Origin of the sequence: Edaphosphingomonas haloaromaticamans, assembly GCF_001853345.1 — a bacterium.
Taxonomy (GTDB): Bacteria; Pseudomonadota; Alphaproteobacteria; order Sphingomonadales; family Sphingomonadaceae; genus Sphingomonas_E; species Sphingomonas_E fennica.
Map to the genome: position 1 here is coordinate 980,171 of NZ_MIPT01000001.1, position 26,797 is coordinate 1,006,967.

The 26,797-nt window shown below is 67.1% G+C and carries 32 protein-coding genes; 18 read left to right on the forward strand and 14 right to left on the reverse strand.

Features of this window, described 5'->3' with window-relative positions:
* Entirely contained in the window at positions 1-174 is a 174-nt protein-coding gene (locus BHE75_RS04550; RefSeq protein ID WP_070932717.1) for a Flp family type IVb pilin, read from the reverse strand.
* A gap of 119 nt (positions 175-293) precedes the next feature.
* On the opposite strand from BHE75_RS04550, the gene BHE75_RS04555 reads away from it, so the two are divergent.
* The 6 genes from BHE75_RS04555 (at position 294) to ygiD (ending at position 6,188) form a co-directional block, all read left to right on the forward strand.
* Positions 294-716, forward strand: a complete 423-nt coding sequence (locus BHE75_RS04555; protein WP_070932719.1) for a (deoxy)nucleoside triphosphate pyrophosphohydrolase — start codon at positions 294-296, stop codon at positions 714-716.
* Positions 717-926: 210 nt separating this feature from the next.
* Complete coding sequence (locus BHE75_RS04560) at positions 927-3,071, forward strand: TonB-dependent receptor (RefSeq protein WP_254684362.1); 2,145 nt, start codon at positions 927-929, stop codon at positions 3,069-3,071.
* A 106-nt stretch (positions 3,072-3,177) separates the two neighbouring features.
* Positions 3,178-3,702, forward strand: coding sequence for a nuclear transport factor 2 family protein (locus BHE75_RS04565; protein WP_015459488.1), 525 nt, complete (start codon positions 3,178-3,180; stop codon positions 3,700-3,702).
* 328 nt (positions 3,703-4,030) lie between these two features.
* A complete protein-coding gene (locus BHE75_RS04570; protein WP_438830608.1) occupies positions 4,031-4,687 on the forward strand; it encodes a DUF481 domain-containing protein in 657 nt (218 codons plus the stop codon).
* A 50-nt stretch (positions 4,688-4,737) separates the two neighbouring features.
* Positions 4,738-5,322 (forward strand): ester cyclase, encoded by a 585-nt coding sequence (locus tag BHE75_RS04575; RefSeq protein WP_070932724.1) that lies wholly within the window; start codon positions 4,738-4,740, stop codon positions 5,320-5,322.
* 2 nt (positions 5,323-5,324) lie between these two features.
* Positions 5,325-6,188 (forward strand): 4,5-DOPA dioxygenase extradiol, encoded by an 864-nt coding sequence (gene ygiD, locus BHE75_RS04580; protein WP_202192011.1) that lies wholly within the window; start codon positions 5,325-5,327, stop codon positions 6,186-6,188.
* A 99-nt stretch (positions 6,189-6,287) separates the two neighbouring features.
* On the opposite strand, the gene rpsI is transcribed toward ygiD, so the two are convergent.
* The 5 genes from rpsI to BHE75_RS04605 form a co-directional block, all read right to left on the reverse strand.
* A complete protein-coding gene (gene rpsI, locus BHE75_RS04585; protein ID WP_070932726.1) occupies positions 6,288-6,830 on the reverse strand; it encodes a 30S ribosomal protein S9 in 543 nt (180 codons plus the stop codon).
* On the reverse strand, positions 6,830-7,309 hold the full coding sequence (gene rplM / locus BHE75_RS04590) for a 50S ribosomal protein L13 (RefSeq protein ID WP_015459495.1): 480 nt from the start codon (positions 7,307-7,309) through the stop codon (positions 6,830-6,832). Before rplM ends, rpsI begins: the two co-directional genes overlap by 1 nt.
* Positions 7,310-7,428: 119 nt before the next feature.
* On the reverse strand, positions 7,429-7,746 hold the full coding sequence (gene cutA, locus BHE75_RS04595) for a divalent-cation tolerance protein CutA (RefSeq protein WP_070932728.1): 318 nt from the start codon (positions 7,744-7,746) through the stop codon (positions 7,429-7,431).
* Complete coding sequence (locus BHE75_RS04600) at positions 7,743-8,783, reverse strand: COX15/CtaA family protein (RefSeq protein WP_070932730.1); 1,041 nt, start codon at positions 8,781-8,783, stop codon at positions 7,743-7,745. Before BHE75_RS04600 ends, cutA begins: the two co-directional genes overlap by 4 nt.
* Positions 8,784-8,844: 61 nt before the next feature.
* Positions 8,845-9,255, reverse strand: a complete 411-nt coding sequence (locus BHE75_RS04605) for a GFA family protein (RefSeq protein ID WP_084652928.1) — start codon at positions 9,253-9,255, stop codon at positions 8,845-8,847.
* 307 nt (positions 9,256-9,562) lie between these two features.
* On the opposite strand from BHE75_RS04605, the gene BHE75_RS04610 reads away from it, so the two are divergent.
* The 4 genes from BHE75_RS04610 to BHE75_RS04625 all read left to right on the forward strand — a co-directional run bounded on the left by BHE75_RS04610 (position 9,563) and on the right by BHE75_RS04625 (position 13,158).
* Positions 9,563-9,907, forward strand: coding sequence for a MerC domain-containing protein (locus tag BHE75_RS04610; protein WP_070932732.1), 345 nt, complete (start codon positions 9,563-9,565; stop codon positions 9,905-9,907).
* Positions 9,908-9,964: 57 nt separating this feature from the next.
* Positions 9,965-10,456, forward strand: a complete 492-nt coding sequence (locus BHE75_RS04615) for a Fur family transcriptional regulator (RefSeq protein WP_070932733.1) — start codon at positions 9,965-9,967, stop codon at positions 10,454-10,456.
* 99 nt (positions 10,457-10,555) lie between these two features.
* On the forward strand, positions 10,556-12,481 hold the full coding sequence (gene dxs / locus BHE75_RS04620) for a 1-deoxy-D-xylulose-5-phosphate synthase (protein ID WP_070935494.1): 1,926 nt from the start codon (positions 10,556-10,558) through the stop codon (positions 12,479-12,481).
* A gap of 134 nt (positions 12,482-12,615) precedes the next feature.
* A complete protein-coding gene (locus BHE75_RS04625) occupies positions 12,616-13,158 on the forward strand; it encodes a TIGR02594 family protein (protein ID WP_070935496.1) in 543 nt (180 codons plus the stop codon).
* A gap of 28 nt (positions 13,159-13,186) precedes the next feature.
* Here BHE75_RS04625 and BHE75_RS04630 read toward each other — a convergent pair whose 3' ends face one another.
* A complete protein-coding gene (locus BHE75_RS04630) occupies positions 13,187-13,846 on the reverse strand; it encodes an RBBP9/YdeN family alpha/beta hydrolase (protein ID WP_015459503.1) in 660 nt (219 codons plus the stop codon).
* A 150-nt stretch (positions 13,847-13,996) separates the two neighbouring features.
* Here BHE75_RS04630 and BHE75_RS04635 point away from each other — a divergent pair, with 150 nt between their 5' ends.
* Together BHE75_RS04635 and BHE75_RS04640 are read left to right on the forward strand one after the other, a co-directional pair.
* Positions 13,997-14,761 (forward strand): TlyA family RNA methyltransferase, encoded by a 765-nt coding sequence (locus BHE75_RS04635; RefSeq protein ID WP_070935498.1) that lies wholly within the window; start codon positions 13,997-13,999, stop codon positions 14,759-14,761.
* Between the two features lie 137 nt (positions 14,762-14,898).
* Entirely contained in the window at positions 14,899-15,270 is a 372-nt protein-coding gene (locus BHE75_RS04640; protein ID WP_236626786.1) for a hypothetical protein, read from the forward strand.
* A gap of 21 nt (positions 15,271-15,291) precedes the next feature.
* On the opposite strand, the gene BHE75_RS04645 is transcribed toward BHE75_RS04640, so the two are convergent.
* Positions 15,292-15,912 carry a TetR/AcrR family transcriptional regulator gene (locus BHE75_RS04645; RefSeq protein WP_070932735.1) on the reverse strand — a complete coding sequence of 207 codons (621 nt, stop codon included), beginning with the start codon at positions 15,910-15,912 and terminating at the stop codon, positions 15,292-15,294.
* A gap of 113 nt (positions 15,913-16,025) precedes the next feature.
* On the opposite strand from BHE75_RS04645, the gene BHE75_RS04650 reads away from it, so the two are divergent.
* Complete coding sequence (locus BHE75_RS04650; protein WP_015459507.1) at positions 16,026-17,003, forward strand: Rieske 2Fe-2S domain-containing protein; 978 nt, start codon at positions 16,026-16,028, stop codon at positions 17,001-17,003.
* A 79-nt stretch (positions 17,004-17,082) separates the two neighbouring features.
* Here BHE75_RS04650 and BHE75_RS04655 read toward each other — a convergent pair whose 3' ends face one another.
* The 3 genes from BHE75_RS04655 to BHE75_RS04665 all read right to left on the reverse strand — a co-directional run bounded on the left by BHE75_RS04655 (position 17,083) and on the right by BHE75_RS04665 (position 19,411).
* Positions 17,083-17,814: a hypothetical protein gene (locus BHE75_RS04655; RefSeq protein ID WP_015459508.1), complete on the reverse strand. Its 732-nt coding sequence runs from the start codon at positions 17,812-17,814 to the stop codon at positions 17,083-17,085.
* 236 nt (positions 17,815-18,050) lie between these two features.
* Entirely contained in the window at positions 18,051-18,701 is a 651-nt protein-coding gene (locus BHE75_RS04660; protein ID WP_041865433.1) for a 3-oxoacid CoA-transferase subunit B, read from the reverse strand.
* Entirely contained in the window at positions 18,701-19,411 is a 711-nt protein-coding gene (locus tag BHE75_RS04665) for a CoA transferase subunit A (RefSeq protein ID WP_015459510.1), read from the reverse strand. The genes BHE75_RS04660 and BHE75_RS04665 overlap by 1 nt, the downstream gene beginning before the upstream one ends.
* 164 nt (positions 19,412-19,575) lie before the next feature.
* Between BHE75_RS04665 and BHE75_RS04670 the strand changes: the two genes are divergently transcribed.
* Together BHE75_RS04670 and BHE75_RS04675 are read left to right on the forward strand one after the other, a co-directional pair.
* Positions 19,576-21,240, forward strand: a complete 1,665-nt coding sequence (locus BHE75_RS04670; RefSeq protein WP_070935500.1) for a thiamine pyrophosphate-binding protein — start codon at positions 19,576-19,578, stop codon at positions 21,238-21,240.
* Positions 21,241-21,452: 212 nt separating this feature from the next.
* Positions 21,453-21,749 (forward strand): antibiotic biosynthesis monooxygenase family protein, encoded by a 297-nt coding sequence (locus BHE75_RS04675; protein ID WP_015459512.1) that lies wholly within the window; start codon positions 21,453-21,455, stop codon positions 21,747-21,749.
* A gap of 16 nt (positions 21,750-21,765) precedes the next feature.
* Here BHE75_RS04675 and BHE75_RS04680 read toward each other — a convergent pair whose 3' ends face one another.
* On the reverse strand, positions 21,766-22,572 hold the full coding sequence (locus BHE75_RS04680) for an NTP transferase domain-containing protein (RefSeq protein WP_070932737.1): 807 nt from the start codon (positions 22,570-22,572) through the stop codon (positions 21,766-21,768).
* A gap of 134 nt (positions 22,573-22,706) precedes the next feature.
* On the opposite strand from BHE75_RS04680, the gene BHE75_RS04685 reads away from it, so the two are divergent.
* The gene (locus BHE75_RS04685) at positions 22,707-23,444 is read left to right on the forward strand and encodes an NTP transferase domain-containing protein (RefSeq protein WP_015459514.1); all 738 of its coding nucleotides are present in this window, start codon (positions 22,707-22,709) and stop codon (positions 23,442-23,444) included.
* A gap of 6 nt (positions 23,445-23,450) precedes the next feature.
* On the opposite strand, the gene BHE75_RS04690 is transcribed toward BHE75_RS04685, so the two are convergent.
* Positions 23,451-24,098 carry a DUF4893 domain-containing protein gene (locus BHE75_RS04690; protein ID WP_236626787.1) on the reverse strand — a complete coding sequence of 216 codons (648 nt, stop codon included), beginning with the start codon at positions 24,096-24,098 and terminating at the stop codon, positions 23,451-23,453.
* A gap of 89 nt (positions 24,099-24,187) precedes the next feature.
* On the opposite strand from BHE75_RS04690, the gene BHE75_RS04695 reads away from it, so the two are divergent.
* Positions 24,188-24,811 (forward strand): nuclear transport factor 2 family protein, encoded by a 624-nt coding sequence (locus BHE75_RS04695; RefSeq protein ID WP_139181641.1) that lies wholly within the window; start codon positions 24,188-24,190, stop codon positions 24,809-24,811.
* A gap of 77 nt (positions 24,812-24,888) precedes the next feature.
* On the forward strand, positions 24,889-25,605 hold the full coding sequence (locus BHE75_RS04700; protein WP_015459517.1) for a head GIN domain-containing protein: 717 nt from the start codon (positions 24,889-24,891) through the stop codon (positions 25,603-25,605).
* 34 nt (positions 25,606-25,639) lie between these two features.
* Here the strand turns inward: BHE75_RS04700 and BHE75_RS04705 are convergent, their stop codons facing one another.
* Positions 25,640-26,359: a fatty acid desaturase CarF family protein gene (locus BHE75_RS04705; RefSeq protein ID WP_015459518.1), complete on the reverse strand. Its 720-nt coding sequence runs from the start codon at positions 26,357-26,359 to the stop codon at positions 25,640-25,642.
* Positions 26,360-26,797: the final 438 nt, after the last annotated feature.

Here is a 26,797-nt window from a genome sequence, read left to right on the forward strand (position 1 = left end):
TTAACTATTATCTGCTACTTTGTCCGCTACGTGCTGCCACATATCGATGGTCGTTCCGGCGACCTGGCTGAGCACGCCGACCATCGCCATCGCTATGAAAGCGAGGATCAGGCCATATTCGATGGCGGTGGCGCCTCGATCGTTTCCGGCCAGCCTGTGCAGCAAATATCCCATCCGAACCGTTCCCCGTCAGATCCGACCTCTCCGGTTCCCGCGCGGAGGATCAGGCTCTAGCCGCCGGACTCGTTTCCCGGCATGGGCAGCTTAGCCATGTCAGCCTTAAGAAAGCCCTTATGACGAAGCCCGATCTTGCGATTTCCCGGATCATGACCGTCGTCGCCGTGGCCCTTGTCGATGGCGATGGGCGGGTGCTGCTGCAGCGGCGGCCGGAGGGAAAGGCGATGGCGGGGCTCTGGGAGTTTCCAGGCGGCAAGCTGGAAGCGGGGGAAAGCCCGGAGGCGGCTTTGGTGCGGGAATTGCGCGAGGAGCTGGGGATCGACGTGGAGGCGGCCTGTCTCGCGCCTGCCACCTTCGCCAGCGAGCCGCTGGGCGACCGGCATCTGCTGCTCCTCCTCTATGCCTGCCGCAAATGGCGGGGCGTGCCGCAGGCGCTGGAGGCGAGCGCGCTGAAATGGGTGCGGCCGCTGGAGATGCACGGGCTGGACATGCCGCCGGCCGACCGCCCGCTGATCGGGCTGATCGAGGCCCTGCTCTAGAAAGCGGGCGGAATTTCCGGCCGCATCGGCATTCCTTCCACCGTCATCCTGTCCGGATGGCGGGTTTCCGGGGCACGCGCCGTGCCGATCCCGAATATCGATCGCCCGCGGACGTTAAAGCGGTGCCGCAATGCGACAAATGCCTGTTGATATGATGTATCATCTGCTCTATCGCCGACCCTGATATAACGTAACAAAAGGGTGGCGCGAATGCTCCGGGCGGGTCTGTTATGTGGTGTGGCGTTTCTCTGGGCCGGGGTGGCCCATGCGGGGGAGGCGGCGGGCGAGGCGCCCGCGACGAACGATGCGGCGCCGGCTGGCGATGCCGACGTGGCCGGGGAACGGCATGACCGCAACGCGCCGGGCGACTATCACGCGCAGGCCGCGAGCGACATCGTCGTCACCGCGCCGTTCAAGCGCGATGTCGGCACGCTGCTGAGCGGCGCTTCGGTGGTTTCCGGCGAGACGCTGACGCGCGAGCTGCGCCCCACCATCGGTGAGACGCTGGCCCGCCAGCCGGGCGTGTCCTCCACTTCCTTCGGCCCCAACGCCTCGCGCCCGATCCTGCGCGGCTTCCAGGGCGATCGCGTGCGCGTGCTGACCGACGGCATCGGCACCTTCGACGTATCGAGCACGTCGGCCGACCATGCCGTCGTCATCAATCCGCTGACGGCGGACCGGATCGAGGTGCTGCGCGGGCCTTCCGCCCTGCTGTTCGGATCATCGGCGGTGGGGGGCGTGGTGAACGTGATCGACAGCCGCATCCCCCGCCGGGTGCCGGACGAGCCGATCCACGTCGATGCGATCGGCACCTATGGCACGGCGGCCAACGAGCGTTCGGTGGGCGGCGCGGTGGAAAGCCCGATCGGCGACAAGTTCGTCGTCCATTTCGACGGCAGCTACAGCAAGACCGGCGATCTCGACACCGGCGGCCATATCCTGACGCCGGCGCTGCGCGCGCAGGCGGCGGCGAACCCCGATCCCGAGATCGCGGAGCTGGCCGACCTCAAGGGCAAGCTGCCCAACAGTGCGGCGCGCACCTGGGAAGTGGCGGGCGGCGCGGCCGTCATCACCGATACCGGCAATTTCGGCGTGTCGGTGAGCCGTTATGACAGCCTCTACGGCGTGCCGATCCGCTATTCGCTGGATCCCGATATCGAGGCGGAGGCGGTGCGGCTGGACGTGAAGCAGACCCGTGTCGATTTCCGCGGCGAGGTGGAGACGGGCGGCGGCTTCCTGCAATCGATCAAGCTGCGCGGCGGCTATGCCGATTATCAGCATAGCGAGATCGAGGATACCGGCGAGGTCGGCACCACCTTCTACAGCCAGGGCTGGGAAGGGCGGCTGGAGCTGGTGCAGCAGGAACGCGGCGGCTGGCGCGGCGCGATCGGCGGCCAGATGATGATCCGCGACTTCAACGTGATCGGCGAGGAGAAATTCCTGCCGAAGAACGAAACCCAGCAATATGGCCTCTTCACCCTCCAGGAATTCGATCTGGGCGCGGTGAAGGTGGAGGCCGGCGGCCGCTTCGAGCATTCGGTGATCAGCGCCGATGCCGATGCGGACCTGGGCAATCCCGCCTACCACCGCACCTTCGACGCGCTTTCCGCCTCGCTGGGCGCGGGCGTGGACATCGTGCAGGGCTGGCGCGTCGGCCTGAACCTGTCGCGCACGGAACGCGCGCCTTCGGCCGACGAGCTGTTCGCCAACGGCCCGCATGCCGGAACCCAGGCGTTCGAGATCGGCGATCCCACCTTCGGCAAGGAGAAGAGCTGGGGGCTGGAGGCGACGCTGCGCGGCAAGGGCGAAGGCTACAGCATCAACGCCTCCGTCTTCCACAGCTGGTTCGACAATTACATCTACGAAACCGCGACCGGCGAGATCGAGGACGATCTGCCCGTCTACCGGTTCGCGCAGGGCGACGCCCGCTATTACGGCTTCGAGGTCGAAGGATCGGCGACGCTGGCGCATATCGGCCAGACGACGATCGTGGCCGACGCGCTGGCCGATTATGTCCGCGCGAAGATCAAGCATGACGGCCCCGTGCCCCGTATCCCGCCGCTCCGCGTGCTGGGCGGCATCGAGGCGCAGGCCGAACGCATCACCGGCCGCGTCGAGGTGGAATGGACCGACGACCAGAAGCGCGTGACCGAGTTCGAAACGCCGACGGAAGGCTATACGATGGTCAACGCCTCGCTGGCGTTCAAGCCGTTCGGCAGCGCCAATTCCACCAGCATCGTGCTTTCCGCCAACAACATCTTCGATGTGGTCGCGCGGCGGCACGCCAGCTTCCTGAAGGATTATGCGCCGCTGGCGGGCCGGGATTTCCGCATCACCACCCGGATCAACTTCTAATTACGGATATGGCCGCGATGCGGATCGCGGCCATCAACCTTCCCCGGGGAGGCGGCATCCCCGGACGACCGCGCTAGGCTCGCCGCCAAAATGGCAGGAGAGCGACATGGCCCACCCCCATCAGGAAGTGGTCGACACGATCGAGCGGCTGATCGAGGCCTTCAAGGAATGCGAGCGGCGCAACAGCTGGAGCTGGCTGGCCGACGAATTCTATCATCAGGATTGCGTCTACACCTGCGAATATGGCGGGGTGATGCCGGTCGTCGCCAACGGGCGGGAGGAGATCCGCCGCACCCATTATGGCCGCGACATGGAAGTGGGCTCCGGCTGGGCGGGCTGGAGCTTCCCGATCGTCGATTATGCGGTGAACGGCGACAGCATCATCACCCACTGGAAGAATCGCGGCCCCGGCCTCCGGCCCGACGGCAGCCATTATGAGACGCCGGGCGTGTCCTTCATCACCTATGGCGGCGACGGCAAGTTCATCCGCCAGTTCGACATGTTCGACATCGGCCACCAGATGGTGCTGTGCGATGAGCTGGACGCCGCCGGCCTGCTTTCCCCCCGGCTGAAGGCGGAATGGGTGGCGCCGATGAAGCAGCGGATCATCGCCAGGCTATCGGCTGCCTGAACAGCCCCCAAGCCTATTTCGAATCGCATGCGGAACATCTGGGCGCGTCGCACCGTTTCGGCCCTGATGCTGGGTTCGAACAGGGGAGCGCGGCGACGTGAAGGGATATCTTGCGATCCTGCCGCTGGTGCTGGCGACGCCGGCGCTGGCGGAACCGATGACGCCTTCGGTGAAGGCGATGGTCGAAAAAGCGGTGCGCAGCGGCGACAAGGCCAAGGCCGATGCGGTGGTGGGCGTGGCCAAGGAAACCTATCCCGACAGCGCGGGCGAGATCGATGCGCTGGTCGCCTCCATCCAGGCGGAGCAGGAAGCGGCCCGGCAGGAGCAGATGGCCCATGCCGGCTTCTTCGATAACTGGAAGGGATCGGGCGAGCTTGGCGGATCGAAGGCGACGGGCAATTCCGATACCGTCACCGTCGCGGCGGGCCTCACGCTCAACAAGGAAGGCCGCGTCTGGCGCCACGCGATCACCGCGCTGGCCGATCTGCNGCGCAGCGACGGCGACAATACGCAGGAACGCTATGCCGCCGGCTACAAGATCGATCGCAAGTTCGGCGAGCGCTTCTACCTGTTCGGCACCTTCGGCTGGGAACGCAACCGCGTCGCCGGGCTGAAATCGCGATTCACCGAGGCGCTGGGCCTGGGCTATACCGTCATCAACCAGCCCAACCTCACCTGGAACCTGGAAGGCGGCCCGGCGCTGCGCCAGGCCAAGTTCGTCGATCGCGACGAGAATGGCGTCGCCTTCCGCGCGGCATCGGATTTCGCCTGGAGCATCACGCCCACCACCAAGCTGACCCAGCTGACCACCGGCTTCATCGAAGGCGGCAGCAGCAGCATCCTTTCGACGACGGCGGTCACCGCCCAGCTGATCGGCGCGCTATCGGCGCGGCTTTCCTTCAACGTGCAATATGAAAGCGATCCCCCGGCCGGCGACAAGCATACCGACACGATCACGCGCGCCACGCTGGTCTATGATTTCTGATGCCGGCCGGCGGGTGAGGCGACGAGCCTGGAACAGGGCGGAGGAACGGCATGATGCGCGCGGCCATGATCCTGACGGCGGCGCTGGGCCTCGCGGCCCAGCCCGTGTCCGCGGCGCCCCCGGATGGAGCCGGGCCGGGCCGCTGGCCGGGCACGAAAGCCGGCCAGACCGCCCCGGAAATGGCGGAGATGCCGGAAATCCTGGCGAAGAATCTGCGCAACTTCGACGATCTGGATTTCCGGGTCTATACCGGCCGGCAATGGGCGGACCTCCACAAGAGCCATGCGCGGAACATCGTCGTCCATTATCCGGACGGCCACACCAGCAGCGGCATTCCCGACCACATCAAGGAACTGGCCTTCATGTGGACGTTCGCGCCCGATAACCGCATCACCCAGCATCCGGTGCGGTTCGGCACGGCGGAAGGCGAATGGACCGCCGTCATCGGCTATATCGACGGCACCTTCACCAGGCCGATGGTGCTGGCGGACGGCAAGGTCATCCAGCCCACCGGCAAGAGCTATCATCTTCCGATGGCCACGCTCGGGCGCTGGAACAAGGAAGGCACGATGGACGAGGAATATCTCTTCTGGGACAATGCCGCCCTGATGCAGCAGATCGGTGTGGCGCCATAAGCATGGCGAACGGCTCCGCACCGATGCCGGCGATCTTCATCGGCCATGGCAGCCCGATGAACACGCTGGAAAAGAACGACTATACCGATGCCTGGCGCCGGATCGGCCGGGCGCTGCCGCGTCCGCGCGCGATCCTGTGCGTTTCGGCGCACTGGTTCGTGGGGGTGACGGCCGTGACGGCGATGGCGCGCCCGCGCACCATCCACGATTTCTACGGCTTCCCCGACGAACTGTTCGCCTTCCAATATCCCGCGCCGGGCCTGCCCGAGCTGGCGGAGGAGGTGGCGGCGGTTGCCCGGCCCCATTGGGTGGGCGCGGACGTGGACCAGTGGGGGCTGGACCATGGCACATGGAGCGTGCTGGCCCATCTGTTCCCGGATGCGGACGTGCCGGTCGTCCAGCTTTCGATCAACGCCTTGAAGCCGATGGACTATCATCTCGATCTCGGCGCGCGGCTGGCGCCGTTGCGCGATGCCGGCGTGCTGATCCTTGCCAGCGGCAACGTGGTGCACAACCTCCGCCGCATCCAGTGGAACATGCCCGACGCGGGCGAGGCATGGGCGCAGCGCTTCGACGAGGCGGTGGCGGCCCTGATGGGCGAATCGCCCGGCGAGGTGCTGAAGGCGGCCGATCACCCGGATTATGCCATGGCGGTGCCGACGCCGGATCATTTCATCCCGCTGCTCTATACGGCGGGGCTCGCCGTCGCCGCGAACGAAGGGGCGAAGCCGATCGTGCGCGGCTATTCGCTGGGGTCGCTGTCGATGACCTGTTACGGCGTGGGGATGGATATGGTGGCGTGCGAGGAATGCCACGGGGCGGCATCGCTGCCCGGCGACATTCCGCCGATCGACATGAACGTCTGAGGCCGCGCGCCCGTCGCGGGCATCGTTGCGGCCACAAAAAATGGGGGCCGTTTCCGACCCCCATCTTCTGTAGTCCAAGCGGTAAACCCGATTTCCGGATCAGCGCTTCGAGAACTGGAAGCTGCGGCGGGCCTTGGCCTTGCCGTACTTCTTACGCTCGACCGCGCGGCTGTCGCGGGTCAGGAAGCCGGCGGCCTTCACCGGGCTGCGCAGGATCGGCTCGTAGCGGGTCAGCGCCTGGGCGATGCCGTGCTTGACCGCGCCGGCCTGGCCCGAAAGGCCGCCGCCCTTGACGGTGCAGATCACGTCATACTGGCCTTCGCGGCCGGCGACGCCGAACGGCTGGTTGATGACGAGACGCAGCGTCGGACGCGCGAAATAGACTTCCTGATCGCGGCCGTTGATCGTGATCTTGCCCGAACCCGGCTTCAGCCACACGCGGGCGACGGCATCCTTGCGGCGGCCGGTGGCGTAGGCGCGGCCCTGCGCGTCGATCTGCTGCTCGCGCAGCGGGGTCGTCGGCTGGACGGGGGCGATCGGCGCTTCCACGCCGGCTTCGACCGGGGCGGTGGCAGCGACGGGGGCCGGGGCGGCGTTCGTCAGCGCCGCGAGATCGGCGAGAGACTGGCGATTGTCGGACATTATGCGCCCACCTTGTTCTTGCGGTTCATCGAAGCGACATCGAGCACTTCGGGGTTCTGCGCGGCATGGTCATGCTCGGCACCGTTGAAGATGCGCAGGTTGCGCATCTGCTGGCGGCCCAGCGGACCACGCGGGATCATGCGCTCGACGGCCTTTTCCAGAACGCGCTCCGGGAAGCGGCCTTCCAGCACCTTGGCGGCGGTCACGCCCTTGATGCCGCCGGCATAGCCGGTGTGCTTGTAATAGACCTTCTGGCCCAGCTTCTTGCCGGTGAAGCGCACCTTGTCCGCATTGATGACGATGACATTGTCACCACAATCGATGTGCGGGGTGAAGCTCGGCTTGTGCTTGCCGCGCAGGATGTTGGCGATGATGCTGGCGACGCGGCCGACGACGAGCCCTTCGGCGTCGATCAGCAGCCACTTCTTTTCCACCGTCGCCGGCGTGGCCGACTTGGTGGTCTTCATGAGCGCTTTCATTGGCTCGGACCTTCTCGAAAAACGAAGCACGCCGCCCGGCAAGGGGCGGCGCAGACGGAAGCGCTAATGGCGATGGAGGGGGCCAGAGTCAAGAAAATTGGCCGGTTTCGTGAGTGGTATCAAGATACCTCTTGCGAAACCCAGCTTTCATAAGGGCCGTGGGCCGCCGCGATCGGCCAGGCGATCGCGGCCGGAACGTCATAGGAATGGGCGGCCGCGATGGCGGCGATCAGCGCCTCCGCGCGGTCGGCGCGGGTCTTGAACAGGGCGGGGATTTCGGTCGCTTCCTCGATCGCGCCCTGCCAGCGATAGATGGAGCGGCAGGGCGCGAGGATGTTGACGCAGGCGGCGAGGCCGGCCTCCACCATCGCCCGGCCGATGCGCGCCGCCTCCGCCTCGTCCGCGAACACGGCATAGACGGTGGCGATGCCGGTCATGCGCGGCGAGCCTTGCCCAGCCGCTGCGCCGTCCAGGCGGTGCTGGCGACCAGCAGCGCGCCGACGGCCTGGTGGGCGACGGCGACATGGATGTCCACGCCGGTCAGCAGGGTGGCGATGCCGAGGCCGATCTGGAGGATGAGGAAGGTGGCGATGGCGTGGACCGGCCCCTTCACCCCCGCCTTGTGCGCGGTCCAGGCCAGCGACAGCAGGATCGCGGCGGCGACCCAGGCGAACCAGCGATGGACGAACTGCACGACGATCGGATTATCGACCAGGTTGGCCCAGAGCGGCTTGAGGAAGGCCACGCCCTCGGGAAACTGGCGGCCGCCCATGGTGGGCCATTCGGCGAAGGCATAGCCCGCGTCGAGGCCGGCGGTGAAGGCGCCGAGCATGAGCTGGACGAAGAGGACCAGGAAGGCGAGCGCGGCGATACCCGTCAGCCGCGCCGGGCGGGCATCGGGATTGCGCTGGAGATCGAACAGGTCGAGCGCGGTCCACACCAGCGCCGCAAGGATCAGGAGCGCGGTCAGCAGGTGGACGGCGAGGCGGATATGGCTCACGTCCGGCCGGTCGATCAGGCCGGAAGCGACCATCCACCAGCCGATCGCGCCCTGCAGGCCGCCGAGCGCCAGCAGCAGGATGAGGCGCGGGCCATAGCCCCTGGGGATCATCCGCTTCCACGCGAACCAGGCGAGCGGCAAGGCGAAGACGATGCCGATCAGCCGGCCGATCACCCGATGCAGATATTCCCAAAAGAAGATGCCCTTGAACTCGTCGAGGGACATGCCGCGATTGATCTTCAGATATTCGGGCGTCGCCTTGTAGGCATCGAATTCGGCATGCCACTGCGCCTCGTTCAGCGGCGGCACGATGCCCGATATCGGTTCCCACCGCACCATCGACAGGCCCGATTCGGTGAGCCGGGTGATCCCGCCCACCACCACCATCGCAAAGACCATGAAGGCAACCAGAAGGAGCCAGCGGGCGATATGGGCGGGTTGCGGGCGGGCCGCGATGGGGCGGGATAGCGACATGAGGAGCGGCTATGCCCCCGGCGCGCGCGGCAGACAAGCCGTGGGGCGTGCCGGCCCCTCCTCAATCCTCTGGGCCGGGATAGCGTTCGAATTCGGGCAGATGGTGCGCATCCCGGATCCAGCCGATGCGCTCGGCGATCTGGATGTGGGCCGAAGGCGCCGGCACGGCATCGGGATCGTCCAGCGTGGCGGTCTGCACGTCGATCAGGCCGGGGAAGATCGCCGCGCTGGTATAGAAAAGGCCGGTGCCGCAATCCGGGCAGAAGTGGCGGCGACCATGTTCGGACGAGGCGTGGACCTTCGGCGTGCCGGCAAGGATCGTCACGTCGGCTTCCGGGAAGATCGCCCAGGCGACGAAGGGCGCGCCGGCCGAACGGCGGCAATCGCTGCAATGGCAGAGCGAATGGCGATCGGGCAGCGAGGCGACCTCATAGCGTATCGCGCCGCAATGGCATCCTCCGGCCAGCATCATTCTCTCCTTCGTCGTGAAACCGTGATCGGGGATATCCCGGATGTCTGGGCACATTCCTGCTCCAATTCGTCATGCCGAGCCGGGCTCGGCATTCTTCCCTCCGCGCACCGACATCGCCGGTGACGGAATCGACCCTTCAGGGTGACGATTCCTTCGCATGACCGGACCACCGCCCGCTGAACATGTGCGGGGGCGGGGAAACGCCGGTCGCTGCAAATGATATGTTGTATCTTCCTCTCGATCATGCCATTTACACTGGCAGCTTAGGGAGTGGATTCGAACGGTGTCTGACGTTGCGGGACGCGGGATGTGGCTGGACCGGCTGGCGATCGGCCTGTCGGGCCTGTGCCTCGCGCATTGCATCGGATCGGCCGTGTTCGTGGCGCTGCTGGCGTCGGCCGGCGGCATCCTCGTCCACCATTCCATCCATGAAGTGGGCCTGGCGCTGGCGATCTGCTTCGCGGTGCTGGGGCTCGGCCGCGGCGTGATGCGGCACGGCTTCATGCTGCCCGGATCGATCGGCGGCCTCGGCATCGGCGTGATGGCCGGCGCGCTCACCATGCCGCACAATGCGGACGAGGTGATCTACACGATCATCGGCGTGGGCCTTGTGGCGCTGGGCCATGATCTCAACCGCCGGGCGCTGATCTAAGCCCCGCTTCGGCGGCTATCGCTTGCCGATCGGGGTGGCAGCGCCTAGATTTGGCCCATGGCCCACGCCCACAATCATGCGCATTCCGATGCCCATTCGCACGTCCTGCACGAAGGCGCCGAGCTGAAGGCGGCCGCGCGCGACGCATTGGAGAAATCGGGCCAGCAATGGACGGCGATGCGCGCGGCGGTGTTCGACGCGCTCGTCCAGTTCGATCGGCCGGCATCAGCCTATGACATCGCCGAGGCGGTTTCCAAGGCGGAAGGGCGGCGGATCGCGGCCAACAGCATCTACCGCATCCTCGACCTGTTCGTGGGCTCCAACCTCGCGCGGCGGGTGGAAAGCGTGAACGCCTATGTCGCCAACGCGCATCCCGATTGCATGCACGACTGCATCTTCCTGGTATGCGACACCTGCGGGCAGGCGACCCATATCGACGACGACAGCCTGAGCGGCAATGTGCGCCGTGCCGCGGAAAAGGCCGGATTCGCCGCGGCCCGGCCGATCATCGAGGTCCACGGCACCTGCGCGGATTGCGCCGGGGCCTGATTTTCCGCCGCAGGATGCGCCTGCGCGATCCTGACAGCCGCGGTTCACCTTCCCGGAAGGATGGTCTACGGGGAGGGCATGAAAGGATTGCCCGCATCCATGACCGAACGCTCCGAGACCCCGCTCCTCGACACGGTCGACACCCCTGACGCCCTGCGCCGGCTGAAGCCGGAACAGCTCCGCACCCTTGCGTCCGAGTTGCGTGCGGAGATGATATCGGCGGTGGGTGTGACGGGGGGGCATTTGGGGTCTGGCCTGGGTGTGGTGGAGCTGACGGTGGCGCTCCATTATGTGTTCGACACGCCCAGGGACGTGTTGATCTGGGACGTGGGCCACCAGGCCTATCCGCACAAGATATTGACCGGCAGGCGCGATCGCATCCGCACCTTGCGGCAGGGCGGCGGGCTTTCGGGTTTCACCAGGCGGTCCGAGAGCGAATATGATCCGTTCGGGGCGGCGCACAGCTCGACCTCGATCTCGGCGGCGCTCGGCTTTGCGGTGGCGAACAAGCTGGCGGGCGCGCCGGGCAAGGCGATCGCGGTGATCGGCGACGGGGCGATGTCGGCGGGCATGGCCTATGAGGCGATGAACAACGCCGCCCAGGCCGGCAACCGGCTGGTGGTGATCCTGAACGACAATGACATGTCGATCGCGCCGCCGGTGGGGGGGCTGTCCGCCTATCTCGCCCGGATCGTCTCGTCGCGGCCNTTCCTGTCCCTGCGCGATCTCGCCAAGAAGGTGGCGCGCCGGCTGCCGCGCCCGCTGCACGACGTCGCCAGCAAGACCGACCAGTTCGCCCGCGGCATGACGATGGGCGGCACGCTGTTCGAGGAGCTGGGCTTTTATTATGTCGGGCCGATCGACGGCCATAATCTCGATCACCTGATCCCGATCCTGGAGAATGTGCGCGACGCCTCCGAAGGGCCGATCCTGGTTCATGTCGTGACCCAGAAGGGCAAGGGCTATGCGCCGGCGGAGGCGGCGGCCGACAAATATCATGGCGTGCAGAAGTTCGATGTGGTGACGGGCGCGCAGGCCAAGGCGCCGCCGGGGCCGCCGGCCTATACCGCCGTCTTCGCCGATGCGCTGGTGGCCGAGGCGAAGCGCGACGAGACGATCTGCGCGATCACCGCGGCGATGCCGTCGGGCACCGGGCTCGACCGGTTCGAGAAGGCGTTTCCCGATCGCTGCTTCGACGTCGGCATTGCCGAACAGCATGCGGTGACCTTCGCCGCCGGCCTGGCCGCGCGCGGCATGCGGCCGTTCTGCGCGATCTATTCCACCTTCCTGCAGCGCGCCTACGACCAGGTGGTGCACGACGTGGCGATCCAGAACCTGCCGGTGCGCTTCGCGATCGACCGGGCGGGGCTGGTGGGGGCGGACGGCGCCACCCATGCCGGCAGCTTCGACGTCACCTATCTCGCCTCGCTGCCCAATTTCGTGGTGATGGCGGCCGCCGACGAGGCGGAGCTGACCCACATGGTCCACACCATGGCGCTGCACGATACGGGGCCGATCGCGGTGCGCTANCCCCGGGGCAACGGCACCGGCGNCGCCATCCCCGCCACGCCGGAGCGGCTGGAGATCGGCAAGGGCCGGCTGGTGCGCGAGGGCAAGACGGTGGCGATCCTCTCGCTCGGCACGCGGCTGGCGGAGGCCGAGCGCGCGGCCGACCAGCTGGAGGCCCTGGGCCTTTCCACCAGCGTCGCCGACCTGCGCTTCGCCAAGCCGCTGGACGAGGCGCTGATCCGCCGGCTGCTGTCCACCCATGAGGTGGCGGTCACCATCGAGGAAGGCGCGATCGGCGGCCTCGGCGCGCATGTGCTGACGCTGGCCTCCGACGCCGGGCTGATCGACGGCGGCCTGAAGCTGCGCACCATGCGCCTGCCCGATATCTTCCAGGACCAGGACAAGCCCGAGCGCCAATACGAACAGGCCGGCCTCGACCACAACGCCATCACCGCCACCGTCCTCGCTGCCCTCAGAAAAAATAGCGGCGGCGTGTCGCAGGAGGCCCGCGCCTGAAAGCGCTTTTCCGGGCCGCATGGCCGAAAGGCTGTCCTACACGGCTGGAATCGCTATAATCGCGCAAGGTCCGCGCGCTTATTGCCTGGATGATCGCCTTCTCCGGTTTTGAAGCCGGAGAAGGAGCGATCCCGATGCCTCAACTTCCTCAACTTTACCGATTCCTCGAACGCCTCGATCCCTTGCCGCGCATGCTGCGGGAGGCGCTGAAGCTGCTCGACACGCGCGAGCAGCCGGGGCCGGGCAACAATCCCGTGATCATGCAATGGGTGCGGGAGCTGGCCGACCCCGCCGTCGCCAGCGTCTATACCGCCGATGCCGTGCCGTGGTGCGGGCTGTTCATGGCGATCGTCGCCAAGCGGGCGGCCCGGCAGCCGGTGTCCGGGCCGCTCTGGGCGCTGAACTGGGGGAAATTCGGCGTCGAGGCGGGCCAGCCGATGCTGGGCGACGTGCTGACCTTCGTGCGGCCCGAGGGCGGGCATGTCGCGCTTTATGTCGGTGAAAGCGCGCGCAGCTATCATGTGCTGGGCGGCAACCAGTCCGACCGGGTGTGCTTTACCGAGATCGCAAAGACCCGGCTGCGCGCCGCGCGCCGGCCGGCCTATGCGAACCGCCCGGCGACGGTGAAGCCCTATATACTGGGATCGAGCGGCTCCCTTTCCGTCAACGAAGCCTGATGGGTTGGGCCGGGTTGCGGACGGCTGCTCAGATCGTCCGCAGCCCGGCCTCCTCATGCGTCAGCGACGCGAGGATCTCGTTCAGGCCGGCGCCCTGCGCCATCGGCCCTTCCGCCGTGCCGATCAGCCGATCGAGCAGGCGTTGCCCTTCTTGCCACAGGCCAATGCCGCTGGCGGCGTTGATGTGGCCGCAGGCACCGATATTGACGAAATGGCTGCCCCAGTCCCGCGCCATATCGAAGCCGCGCTGGACGGAGGAATAGGGATCGTCCTCGCTGACGACGACGATCGAGGGGAAGGGCAGGCTGCACCGGGGCGTGGGCGCGAATCCCGCGACTTCGGCCGGCATGTCGCGACGGTCGACATCGGGCGGCGCCACCAGCAGCGCGCCGGCGACCGGCCAGCCCCAGGGCTGTCCGGCCAGTTCCGCCCACCACGCCACGGCGAGGCAGCCGAGGCTGTGGGCGGCGAGCAGCACGGGCTGTTCGGCGGAGCGGATCGCCTGATCGAGCTTGGTGACCCAGGGGTTGCGGCGCGGCGTATCCCACATGCCCAGCTCCACCCGCACGACATCGCCGCGGCTCTGTTCCCACAGCGATTGCCAATGCGCGGGGCCTGAACCATTGAGGCCGGGAACCGTGAGCACCAGCGGCCGCCGGCCGCTGAATTCGGAGATTGCCTGCACCATGCGTCGTCTCCCGATCCTGTCCGCACCGGGAAGAAGCTCCCCCGAAGCGATTCGCTGGGGAGGAGGATATCTCTATCGTTGCAGTCAACAAGAGGGGCGGCGCTCAATTATGGCTTTATTGCGGCAATCCGATCAGCCATGGACGGCGCCATGACGAAGAATATCCGGGCGGATCAGCTGCTGGTGGAACGCGGGCTGGCGGAAAGCCGGGCGCGGGCGCAGGCGCTGATCCTGGCAGGTCTGGTTTATGTAGCTGACCGGAAAGTGGAAAAAGCGGGGCAGGCGCTGAAGCCCGATGCGGCGCTGGAGGTGAAGGGCCGCGACCATCCCTGGGTGTCGCGCGGCGGCGTCAAGCTGGCCCATGGGCTTCAACATTTTGGCTGGAATGTGGCAGGCGCGATCGCGATCGACGTCGGCTCCTCCACCGGCGGCTTCACGGACGTGCTGCTGACCAACGGCGCGGCGCGGGTCTATGCGGTCGATTCGGGCACCAACCAGCTTGCCTGGAAGCTGCGCCAGGACCCGCGCGTGGTGGTGCATGAGCGCACCAACGCCCGCAACCTGACGGCCGAACATGTGCCGGAGGCGGTGGACGTCATCGTCTGCGACGCGAGCTTCATCTCGCTGGCCAAGGTGCTCGATGCCGCGCTGGGCTTCGCCCGTCCCGGCGCGCACCTGATCGCGCTGATCAAGCCGCAGTTCGAGGCGGGGCGCGGAGAGGTGGGCAAGGGCGGCGTGGTCCGCGACCCGGACGTGCACGAACGGGTGTGCCGCGAGGTGGCCGACTGGCTGACCGCACGTGGCTGGAATGTGGCCGGAATCACGCCCAGCCCGATCACCGGCCCCGAAGGCAATGTGGAGTTCCTGATCGGTGCCGTTCTGCCGCGAGAATCCGCGATCGTTGCGGAGGCGTGAAACCAAATCGCCTCCCCTGCTTTTACGCGAAATGCGGGGCGCACCAATGCGGGACGGGGACGAAATGGTTGTGCTTTGACCGGATCGCAAAGAGACGATACGCAGGATATCGAGCGGACCTGTAGCAAGGGGAAAACGTGGCTTTACCTCGCCTCTTTGCCTTGATCGTCGGGCTGCTGGCGGCGGCCTATTTCGGCTTTGGCCTGGCCCAGTATACGGTAAGCCCGATCGTCGCGGGCATCATGCTGTTCGCGGCCCTGATATTGGTGGCGGCGTCGCCGCGCCGGGCCGTCACCCGCCTGCAGCGCAACCTGGTGGTTGCCGCCTGGGGAGTCTTCAGCCTGCTTTCGATCGCCGCGCTGATCGTGCTGCTGCTGATGGGGGGCGACAATCGCGCCAAGGCGATGGCCCTGCTGCTGTTCCTGACCGGCTTCGGCTTCACCGTCCGTTCGGCCTGGCAGGCGGGCAAGAAGAAGCGCCGGAAATGGGACAATTATTTCGATAAATAAGGGCGGAAGGCCGGGCTCCCGTCAGGCGCCTTCCGATCGCAGCGTCGCCACCCAGATATCGGCGAGCGTATCGAGCAGCCCTTCGAAATCCGTTTCCCAGCCCTGGATGTGGACCGCCATCATCGCGCGTTCGAGCTGGAAGATCAGCAATTGCGCGCGCCGCCGCGCCTCATCGGCGGTGAAGGCCGACCAGCGCGCGCCATCCCCGATCAGCGCGGCGACGAAGGCGGCCTCGTGCGCGCTCGAATCCGCCGAAATCTCGGCCAGCATTTCGCGCAGTAGGGTGCGCATGCCGTCATTATGGACCCGCCAGGCGGCGCCGACCTCCGCCAGCCAGCCGCGGATCGAGCGGCGCGACCAGTCCGGCAGTTCGGCGAAGCGGACGTAGAGGCCGGTTCCCCGCTCCCACATGTCCGCCAGGATCGCCCGGCCGACATCGGGCTTGCCGGTGAAATGGGCATAGAAGGTGGCGCGGGAAACGCCGGCCGCGCCCAATATCTCCTCGATCGTGGCGGCCGCCATGCCGCGCCGTTCGAACACCGCCAGCGCGGCATCGACGATCCGCGCGCGGGTGGCGCGGCGCTGCTGTTCCCGAAGCGGGATCGGGCTGGGCCGGGCCTGGATGCTGGGCGCGATCGACATGGACCTTGGCTATCAGACGCGGCGGCGAAGACAAGGCCATACATATGTATGGAATATTGACGATCATATGGCCCGTGATATGTCTTTTGCCGAAAACAGAATGGAGAGGCCCAATGAATGCGATCAGCCCGATTCCGATGCGCTATCGGACGCACGACACCATCTATCCGCGCGGATGGTATTGCATCGCCGAGTCGGAGGATGTGGCCGCCGACAAGATGCTGCCGGTGAGCTGGCTGGGCCAGCAGCTCATCATCTACCGCACGAAGGACGGTGCGGCGCAGGCGGCCGACGCCTATTGCCCGCATCTGGGCGCGCATCTTGCCAGCCATGACGGAAAGTTGTGCGACGGGCGGATCACCTGCCCCTTCCACAAATGGGAATTCGACAGCGCGACCGGCAAGGTCGAGCATATCCCCTATACCGACGTGCCGGTGCCGGCGAGCGTGCGGCTGACGCTGCATCCCACGCGCGAGACCGACGGCATGGTGCTGATCTGGCACGACCCGGCCGGCGGCAAGCCGAGCTTCGAGCCGTTCGATTCGAGCGGGCTGCGCGGCGACGACAAATGGGTGCGCTATGCGGTGAAGAGCTGGGAGACGCGCTGTCCCTTCCGCGACATGCTGGAGAACATCTTCGACACCGCGCACATCACGCAGCTCCACAATGCGGCCGCGCTGCCCGACATCACCAATTACGAGCCCAGGGATTACGGGCTGCGCCTGCAATATGTGACGGACCCGGACGCCGGCGAGGAGACGCCGATTTCCTCGTTCGAGATGAACCTTTCCGCGCTGTCGCTGCTGACCCAGATCTATCACGGCGTGCATTTCACGGCGCTGTTCGTGATCTCCTTCACGCCGATCGACGAGGAGCGGATGGTGGAGACGGCCCGGCTCTACCTGAAGGACAATGGCAATGCCGAGGCGATGGAGCAGATCGGCAAGGCCTTCGTCGAGCGCTTCGTGTTCGAGGTGGAACAGGACCTGAAGGTGCTGGACTATAAGAAGCACCTGACCCAGCCGCGCCTGTGCGCCGGCGACGGCCCGATCATGAAGTTCCGCAGCTACGCCGCGCAATATTACGACTGAGCGGAAACAGGGGTTGCGGCGCGCTTTGGGGCGCGTGCCGCGATCCGGGGCCGGGTTTCGCGCCCGGCCCCGTGACGTTTCAGGCGACGAGCGCTGTGGCCCAGCGCGCGAAGCCGAGCCAGGCTTCCGTCTGCCAGACCAGGATGGGCAGGACCATCGCCGCCAGCGCATAGAGGCCGCCCCACAGGGTCGCGCGATGGATGCGGCGGATGGTCGCCATGTCCCACAAAGCGACGAGGACGATGTAGAGCGCCGGCACCAGCACGATCCCGCTGAGCCCGGCGAACCAGGGCATGCGGCCGAAGGCGGCGCCCATCATCGGCACCATCGCGAGCACCATCAGCCGCTTGTGGGTCTGCGGCGCCCGGCGCTTCCACAGGGCGGCAAGGATCAGGCCGCCGAAACCGGGCACGGCGAACAGCGGGATCGCCGCCCAGGACAGGGGCGGCACGATCGGCGGGCCGGAGGCGCGGGCGACACCGTGAAGCCCGGTCAGGGTGCCGATGACGATCATCGCGATGACCAGCGGCAGCCCCAGCATGCCGAGCCGGCGGTGGATGTCGGTGCGGCCGGCGCCGGCCAGCGCGGTCTGCGCCACGAACAGCAGCATCCACGCCGAAAAGACCGCGCCGTGCAGGTGCACCAGCGGCGTCGGCGGCAGGACATGAGCCGGCCGGCCGTTGAACGGCACCAGGAACCAGGACGGCGCGAAGCCGATGAAGACGGCGACCAGCATCGACGCCGCGATGCCGGTATAGAAGATATGTTCCGGCGCCCATCGGCGCCGGCGGGCAAGAGCAATCGTAGCCAATCCGGCCTCCCCACAAGGCGGGAGCCCCGAAGGTGGGGCTCGCGGGATGTGGGGCGGGAGAGGCCCGATCGCGGGCGGATCGGCCAGAGGCGCGCGACGAAGATGCGATTCCGCGCGATCTTGCGACGAAATTGCGCCGCCGCCGCCGGGCGGGATCGCTGCCGGATCGGATGGCGGCCGCCCGTTCCGGCGCCGGTCGCTGGAACGGGCGACGGCGCCTCAGTTCAGATAATGGGTCAGCTCAGATAATGGGCCGTCGTCCTGGCGGCGACTTCCTCCGCCGTCACGCCCGGCGCCAGCTCGATCAGCCGGAAGGGGGACTTGTGGTCCGGCCGCTGGAACACCGCGAGATCGGTGATGACCATGTCCACCACATTCTTGCCGGTCAGCGGCAGGGTGCAGGCGGGGATGAACTTGGGGCTGCCGTCCTTGGCGTTATGTTCCATCACCACGATGATCTTCTTGACGCCGGCGACGAGATCCATCGCGCCGCCCATGCCCTTGATCATCTTGCCGGGGATCATCCAGTTGGCGATGTCCCCGCTTTCGGAAACCTCCATCGCGCCCAGCACGGTAAGGTCGATATGCCCGCCGCGGATCATTGCGAAGCTGTCCGCCGAGGAGAAGTAGCTGGACGACGGCAGCTGGCTGATCGTCTGCTTGCCGGCGTTGATCAGATCGGCGTCCACCTCGTCCTCATAAGGGAAGGGGCCGATGCCGAGCATGCCGTTTTCGGACTGGAGCGTCACCTCCACGCCTTCGGGCACATGGTTGGCCACCAGCGTCGGGATGCCGATGCCGAGATTGACATAGAAGCCGTCCTGCAATTCCTTCGCGGCGCGGGCCGCCATCTGGTCGCGGGTCCAGCCCTTGGTTGCTTCCGTCATCATGCCGCCTCCCGCGTCCGCACGGTGCGGAACTCGATCTTCTTGTCATAGGGCGCGCCCAGGATCAGGCGCTTCACATAGATGCCGGGCAGATGGATGCAGTCCGCATCCAGGCTGCCGACCGGCACGATCTCCTCCACCTCGGCCACGCAGATCCTGCCGGAGGTGGCGGCGGGCTGGTTGAAGTTGCGCGCCGTCTTGCGGAAGACGAGATTGCCGGCTTCGTCGGCCTTCCAGCCCTTGATGATCGAAAGATCGGCGCGGATGCCGCGTTCGAGCACATAGGTCTCGCCGTCGAACTCCTTCAACTCCTTGCCTTCGGCCACCAGCGTGCCCACGCCCGTTTTGGTGTAGAAGCCGGGGATGCCGGCGCCGCCGGCGCGCATCCGTTCCGCCAGCGTGCCCTGGGGGCAGAATTCCACCTCCAGCTCGCCGGCCAGATACTGCCGCTCGAACTCCTTGTTCTCGCCCACATAGGAGGAGATCATCTTGGCGATCTGGCGGGTGCGCAGCAGCTTGCCGAGCCCTTCATTGTCGATGCCGGCATTGTTGGAGGCGACGGTGAGCCCCTTCACGCCGGAAGCCTGGATCGCATCGATCAGCCGTTCTGGGATGCCGCACAGGCCGAAGCCCCCGGCCGCGATCGTCATGCCATCGAACAGCAGCCCTTCCAGTGCCGCCGCAGCATCGGGATATATCTTGTTAGCCACGCCTTCTCCTCTCCCCTGAACGCTTCTGTGCCGGCGGGATAAAAGCAGGCGGGGATGGCCGTCAATCGAAGCTTGTCCCGATTGTCCGCCACGCAATCGCACTCGGGAAACGCGGAGGCGGGATGTCCCTTTTTCCGCCGATCGGGGCGGGTTATGGATGCATCATGAGCAATCAGCGCACTGGCGGGCGGATCCTTGTGGACGCCCTCGTCGCCCAGGGATGCGATCGCATCTTCTGCGTGCCCGGCGAATCCTATCTGGCCGTCCTCGACGCCCTGCACGACACGCCGGAGATCGAGCTGGTCGTCGCCCGGCAGGAAGGCGGCGTCGGCTTCATGGCGGAGGCGGACGGCGCGATGACCGGCCGGCCCGGCATCGCCTTCGTCACGCGCGGCCCCGGTGCCACCAACGCATCGATCGGCGTGCATGTGGCGATGCAGGATTCGACGCCGATGATCCTGTTCATCGGCGACGTCGCGCGCGGCGACCGCGACCGCGAGGCTTTCCAGGAGATCGACTTCACGGCGATGTTCTCCCCCATCGCCAAATGGGCATCCCGCATCGACGATGCGGAGCGCATTCCCGAATATGTCGCGCGCGCCTATGCGGTCGCCATGTCCGGCCGGCCGGGGCCGGTGGTGCTGGCGCTGCCGGAGGACATGCTGACCGATCTGGTCGGCGCGGTCGATCGGCCCCGCGTGGAGCCGCCGCAGCAGGCGGTGGGCGCGGAGACGATGGCCCAGGTGAAGGCCCTGCTGGCCGAGGCCAAGGATCCGGTGGCGATCATCGGCGGCGCGGGCTGGAACGGCAAGGCCGCGCGCGACTTCGCCAGCGCGGCCGAGGCGATCGGCCTGCCCGTCGCGGTGGCGTTCCGCCGGCAGGATGCGATACCCAATGATTGCGCCGTCTATGCCGGCAATCTGGGCTATGGGCCGAGCCCCGCGCTGGTGCGGCGGGTGAAGGAGGCGGACCTGCTGCTGGTCGTCGGACCCCGGCTGGGGGAGGCCACCACCGATGGCTATACCCTCGTCACCCCGAACCATCCCGGCCAGAAGCTGATCCATGTCCATCCCGATCCGGCGGAGCTGGGCCATGTCTATCGCGCGGACCTTGCCGTCTGCGCGGGAATGGCGGCCTTCGCCGCTGCCCTGGGCGGGATGGTCCGCGACGATGCCGGCAGCGGGGACATCCGCTTCACCACCGGCAAGGATGCCCATGTCGAATGGCTGGCATGGTCCACGCCCACGCCCGGCAGCGCGACGCTCGATCTCGGCGCCTGCGTGACGGCGATGCGCGAGGCGCTGCCGGCGGACAGCATCATCTGCAACGGCGCCGGCAATTTTTCCGGCTGGTGGCACCGCTTCTGGCGCTATGCCGGCCCGGTGAGCCAGCTTGCGCCGACCGCTGGCGCCATGGGCTACGGCCTGCCGGCGGGCGTTGCCGCCGCGATGCGCGCGCCGGAGCGGCAGGTGGTGGTGCTGGCCGGCGACGGCTGTTTCCTGATGAACGGGCAGGAACTGGCGACGGCGGTGCGATATGGTCTGAAGCTGCTGGTGCTGGTGATCGACAATGGCAGTTACGGCACCATCCGCATGCATCAGGAACGGCGCTACCCCTCCCGCATTTCCGGCACCGACCTGGTGAACCCGGACTTCGCCGCGCTGGCGCGGGCCTATGGCGCCTGGGCGGAGACGGTGACGGAGACGGCGGCGTTCGCGCCCGCGCTGGCGCGCGCGCAGGAACAGCCGGGCGTGGCGCTGCTCCACCTCAAGACCGATATCGAGCAGATCGGGCCGGGGATCACGGTGAGCGCGCTGCGCGGCCGATGAGCGCGGGATAGAATGAAGGAAGCGCCCGTCCGGGATGGAGCGGGCGCTTCCCCGCGACCCTCGCGGGTAATCGTCGATCGTTTGATGACAGCAATGTTACCGGTCCCATCGGCCGGGCGAAACCGCAAGTCCACGGGGCGTTGGAAAAGGGCGATGGCCGGCCTTCCGCGAAGCCGCTCGCCTAGCGCGCGGCGCTGCGCTAAGGGGAGGGCATGATCCTCGAACTTGCTGAAATCGATATCCTCCCCGGCAAGGAAGCCGCGTTCGAATCGGTGCTGGAGGAGGCTTCGGGCCATTTCCTGCGGACACCCGGCTGCCTGGGCATGAAGGTGACCCGATCGATGGAGCATCCGCACCGTTTCCGGCTGCTGGTGCAGTGGGAATCGGTCGATGCGCATATGGTGGGCTTCCGCAATTCGGATGCCTTCCTGGAATGGCGGCGGCTGGCCGGGCCGTGTTTCGCCAAGCCGCCGCGCGTCGAGCATCTGAGCCTGCTGATCGACAAATGATCGGGCGCGCCGGCGATCAGCCGGCGGAGTTTTGCCCTTCGCGCTTCGCGAGGATGCCGGCGACGAGATCATAGTCGCTGGCCTTGTCCACATCGATGCCCGCTTCGGCGCGGTCGAGCAGCACCGGCTTCACCCGGAAGCCGAGCCGGCGCCCCGCCGTCGCCAGCGCATCGGCCAGCGTGATCGTGCGGGTGAGCGCGCGGAGGGCGAGGCAGGGGCCGAAGCGCATCATCAGCTTGCGCGCGGCCTTGCGGTCCTGTTCGGCGCCGGCCCACAATTCCAGCGCCGGGGCCACGGCCGGGCCGGTGAGCGCGAACAGGTTGGCGCCGGTGAACCCGCCGTCGCGGAAGCGCAGCCAGGTGCGCTTGTTCTCGGGATAGGCGGCCAGCAGCACGCGGGCGGGCACCATCGCCACGGCCACGTCGGTATCGCCCACGCCATCGATGAAGGCATCGACATCGGCGGGCAGCAGCAGCGGATGATCGGCGGTGGCGATCAGCACGGGCCACGGCGCCTCCGGCCGGCCGGCGACCGCCTCGATGCTGCGCGATATGCCCATGCCGCTGACGTGGAGCCGCACCTTGGGGTGATCGGCGATCCAGCCGAGATCGCCCGCGACGACGGCCTCGGGCTCCTGCGAGAGGATGAGGATGCGGCCGATGCGATCGACGGCGGCCAGCGTGCGCACCATGCGGGCGATCATCGCCTCGCCCGCGATCGGGATGCGGGCCTTGAAGCGTTCGCCATAAGCCTCGGCGAAGGGATCGCCGCCCGGCCGCGACCCGGCGAGCAGGATCGCCGTCCATTGGCCCGTTTCGTTCACCGCCGCTCCGCCCTTCCTGTCCGCCGGCCAGCCTGCCGGGAAGCCCGAGCCTATAGCCGCCGCCCCGGAAAAGTCACGATTGCGGGCGATAGGCGCGGGCCATATTCTGTCCCCATCATCAGCGCGAGCGCATCATGACCATCCGCAAGGCCGTTATCCTGAGCGCGGGCAAGGGATCCCGCCTGCTGCCCCTCACCGAGAACCGGCCGAAATGCCTGCTCGACTGTTCGGGCAAGACGCTGCTGGAATGGCAGCTCGACGCGCTGTTCTCCGCCGGCGTGGAGGAGGCGGTGATCGTCACCGGTTTCCGTTCCGATCTCGTCGACGCGCTGGTCGCCGCCCGGCCTGACCGGCGGGCGCGTACGCTCTACAACCCCTTCTACCATGTCGCCGACAATACCGGATCGGTGTGGATGGCGCGCGAGGAGATGAAGGAGGATTTCCTGATCCTCAACGGCGATACGCTGATCGGCCCCGATATCGTCCGCAGGGTGATCGACAATGCGACCGCGCCGATCACCGTGACGGTGGACGAGAAGCCTGCCTATGACGATGACGACATGAAGGTGCTGCGCGACGGCGACCGGCTGCTGCGCATCGGCAAGACCATCACCGAATGCAATGCGGAGTCGATCGGCTTCCTCGCCTTCCGGGGGCAGGGGCCGGCAGTGTTCGTCGATGCGGTCGATACGCTGATGCACGGGCCGGAAGGCGTATCGAGCTGGTATCTGAAGCTGATCGACCAGCTCGCCCCGCTCGGCATCGTCAGCACGACATCGATCCACGGCATGGAATGGCAGGAGGTGGATTTCCTCCCCGATCTCGACGCCGCGCAGAAGCTCACCGCGCGCTGGCGCGAAGCGGGGCGATAGGCCCGATCAGCCGCGCGCCTTCGGAACCAGCTCCACCACGTCGAGCAGCGATTCCCAGCGCGGATAGGGCAGGACGAGGCGCCAGCGCTGGTCGCCGATCCGTTCGAAGGCGCCGATCATGTCGCGTTCCGGATCGCGACCATATTCCAGCGCGCGCCGTTCGTCCCCCAGCATCATCGTGCCGAGGAAGATCATGCGGCTGCCATCCTGGGGAAAGAGCAGCCCCACCGGCTTCTGCCCGCCTTCCAGCTTGGTGAGGCTGAGGATGCCGCCTTCCTGCGCGACACGGCAGGTGAAGGGCGGCAGGGTCGTGACCACGGGCCCGGCGGGGCGGCGGGAACCGAGCTTGAAGACGCGGCAGGCATAGTCGCCGGCCGGCGGCGTGGCGCCGGGCTGGGCCGCATCAGGCTGCATCAGCGCGCCCAATGGGGCGATCTGCTGCGACTGGCCGGCGGCGGCGACCTGGTCCAGCGCCTTGATCCAGGCCGTCCGCCAGCCGCGCAGGCGTTCGCGATCGGCGCTGGTGGCGATGACGCGCCAGTTGGTTGGCGGCGGGGAATCATCGGCATGGGCATCGATCGCCGCGCCCGCAACGCAGCCGGCGAGAAGGATGAGCGACAATATCCGGGGGGATGATTGGAGGCTCTTCAGCAAATCATGTTCCTTCGGCCCTTCATCGCCGGGCTGGACGTGCCGAGGGGATCGCGGCAACCGGAAGCCGTAAAGACGACGGGAGATACAGGATGATGACAGACCTCGAGACCCGGATCGACCGCCTCGAATCGACCGAGGCGATCCGTCAGCTCGTTTCGCGTTATTCCCTGTCGCTCGACATGCGCGATCTCGACGCGCACGTGAACCTGTTTGCGCCCGACATCCGCGTGAGCCGCGACAAGGTGGGTCGCAGCCACCTGAAGCGGTGGCTGGACGATACGCTTCGCCTGCAGTTCACGGGCACGTCCCATCATGTCGGCAACCATGTGATCGAGTTCGACGATGCCGATCATGCACATGGCGTCGTCTATTCCAAGAACGAGCATGAGACCGGCCCCGAATGGGTGATCATGCAGATGCTCTACTGGGACAATTATGAACGGATCGACGGGCGCTGGTATTTCCGGCGACGGCTGCCCTGCTACTGGTATGCGACCGACCTGAACAAGTCGCCGATCGGCGACATGAAGATGCGCTGGCCGGGGCGGGAGCCCTATGAGGGGACGTTCCACGCGCTCTGGCCGTCCTGGAAGGACTTCTGGGCCAATCCGCCGCAGTCGGACGAACCGGAGGTGGCGGAGCCGGCGCCCCTGGGCGAGTTCCTGAAGCGGATGCGGCGGGATGCGGCCGATCCGCGCATCCGGGTGCGGTGAGCGGGAAGGGGCGGAACGGGCTTGAGGCCGCCCGCCAAGCTGTGTATTGCTTGCATAACACAGTGGAGGATCGACCGATGCGCCTTGCCCTTATAGCCCTGCCCGCGGCCTTGCTTGCGGCCTGCAACGCCGGTGGACCGGCCGCGGCCGACAATGGCGGCGGCGGGCGCGACGTGCGGCAATTCTCCGCCGCCGGCTTCGATCGGGTGGCGTTGCGCGGGCCTGACGACGTGACGGTGCGGGTGGGGCCTGCCGTGTCGGTGCGCGCCGAGGGCGACCGTGCGGTGCTCGACCGGCTGGAGGTGAGCGTGGTCGACGGCGAGCTGCGCCTCGCCCGCCGCAAGGAAGGCTGGAATTCCAACACGCGCGGCAGCGCCCGCTTCATCGTGACCCTGCCGGCGCTGCGCGGCGCGACCGTCGCCGGATCGGGCAACATGTCCGTGGATCACGCCAAGGCCAGGGAATTCGCGGCGTCGATCGCGGGATCGGGCAATCTGGGCGTGGGCGCCGTGGAAGGCGAGACGGTGGACCTTTCGGTCAACGGATCGGGCAATCTGACGGTGGCCGGCAGCACGCGGACGGTGAGCGGATCGATCAACGGATCGGGATCGATCCGGGGTCAGGGGCTGAAGGCGGACACCGCCTCCATCTCGATCGCGGGATCGGGCGACGCCGACCTGACGGCGCGATCCACCGCCGCCATCTCCGTGATCGGATCGGGCAATGCGACCGTCACCGGCGGCGCCAAGTGCACCATCCGCCGCGTGGGATCGGGCGGGGCCAATTGCAGCTGAGCTGAAGGCGCGCGCGCGTCGTCGGCGCGCGCCTTCAGGCCGTGGGTTCCAGCCCCGCCGGGGTGAGCAGGCCGCGACGGGTGGCGGCGTTGAAGATCAGGTTCACCACCGGGTTCGACCAGCCGCAATTGGTGGCGAAATCGCGGGCGAGGGAGTCGTGGTGGAGCTGGTGGGCGGCGGGCGTCATCAGCAGGCCCAGCCGCCGCATCGCCCGCACCACCGGCGGATTATGATCCCGGTGCAGCGTGCCGTGGAAATATTGGGCGAAGGTGCCGCCCAGGATGAAGGTGATCGCGCCCGCCACCGCCCAGCCGGGCACGGGCAGCGCCAGCCACAGGATGTTGAGCAGGATCGAGGCAGGCAGCGCGCCCGCGATCACCGTCGATCCGATCTGCCGCCACATCGTCCGCCGGCCGAGCGCGTTGGGGCGGGGATGGTGGTTCTTGAAATCATAGACCAGCCGCTCGAGCGGGGAGAGCTGGGCCATCGTCTGCCGGAACAGCGCCTGATAATGATCGGACTCGCGCGATCCTTCGTAGAAATAGAGCCGGTCCAGCCCCATGCCGGGGCGGCAGGGCCGGTAATCCATATACATATGGACCAGGCCGGACATCAGATCGGCGGCATACCAGCCCGCGATCATCGCCGGCGGGATCAGCCAGCTCCAGCGATCGACCGCGCCCGCGAGGTTGAGGGCGAGCGAGCCCGCGAACAGCAGAACGATCGCGAATATCGTGAATTTCCGGCCCGTCACCGATCCAGAACCTGCGCCTGACTTCCCACGGCATAGCCATGCGCCGGCAGCGATTTCATGTCAAAGCCGGGGCGACGAGGCGCCTTCAAGCCACGGCTGCGCCAGCCGTTCCGACGCCGCCATGAAGCGATCGATATGGTCCGGCGTCAGCGCGGCCGTGGGCAGGATCGCGCGGGCCTTGCGATCGAACATCGCGCCGTTGAACCGTTCGAGATCGGGCGAAAGGAGGAGCGGGGCGATCCGGCGCGCATAGCTGTCGGCATCCGGCGCCAGCAGGCCGATCAGGGTTTCGACGATGCGGTGGCGCAGGCTGTTCTCGCCCAGCAGGTTGCCGCGGATATCGGTGCGGATCAGCCCCGGATTGAGCCCGAAGCTGCCGATGCCGGGAAAGCGGCGGGCCAGATCGATCACCAGCATCTCGTNNNCNGNNNTNNNNTT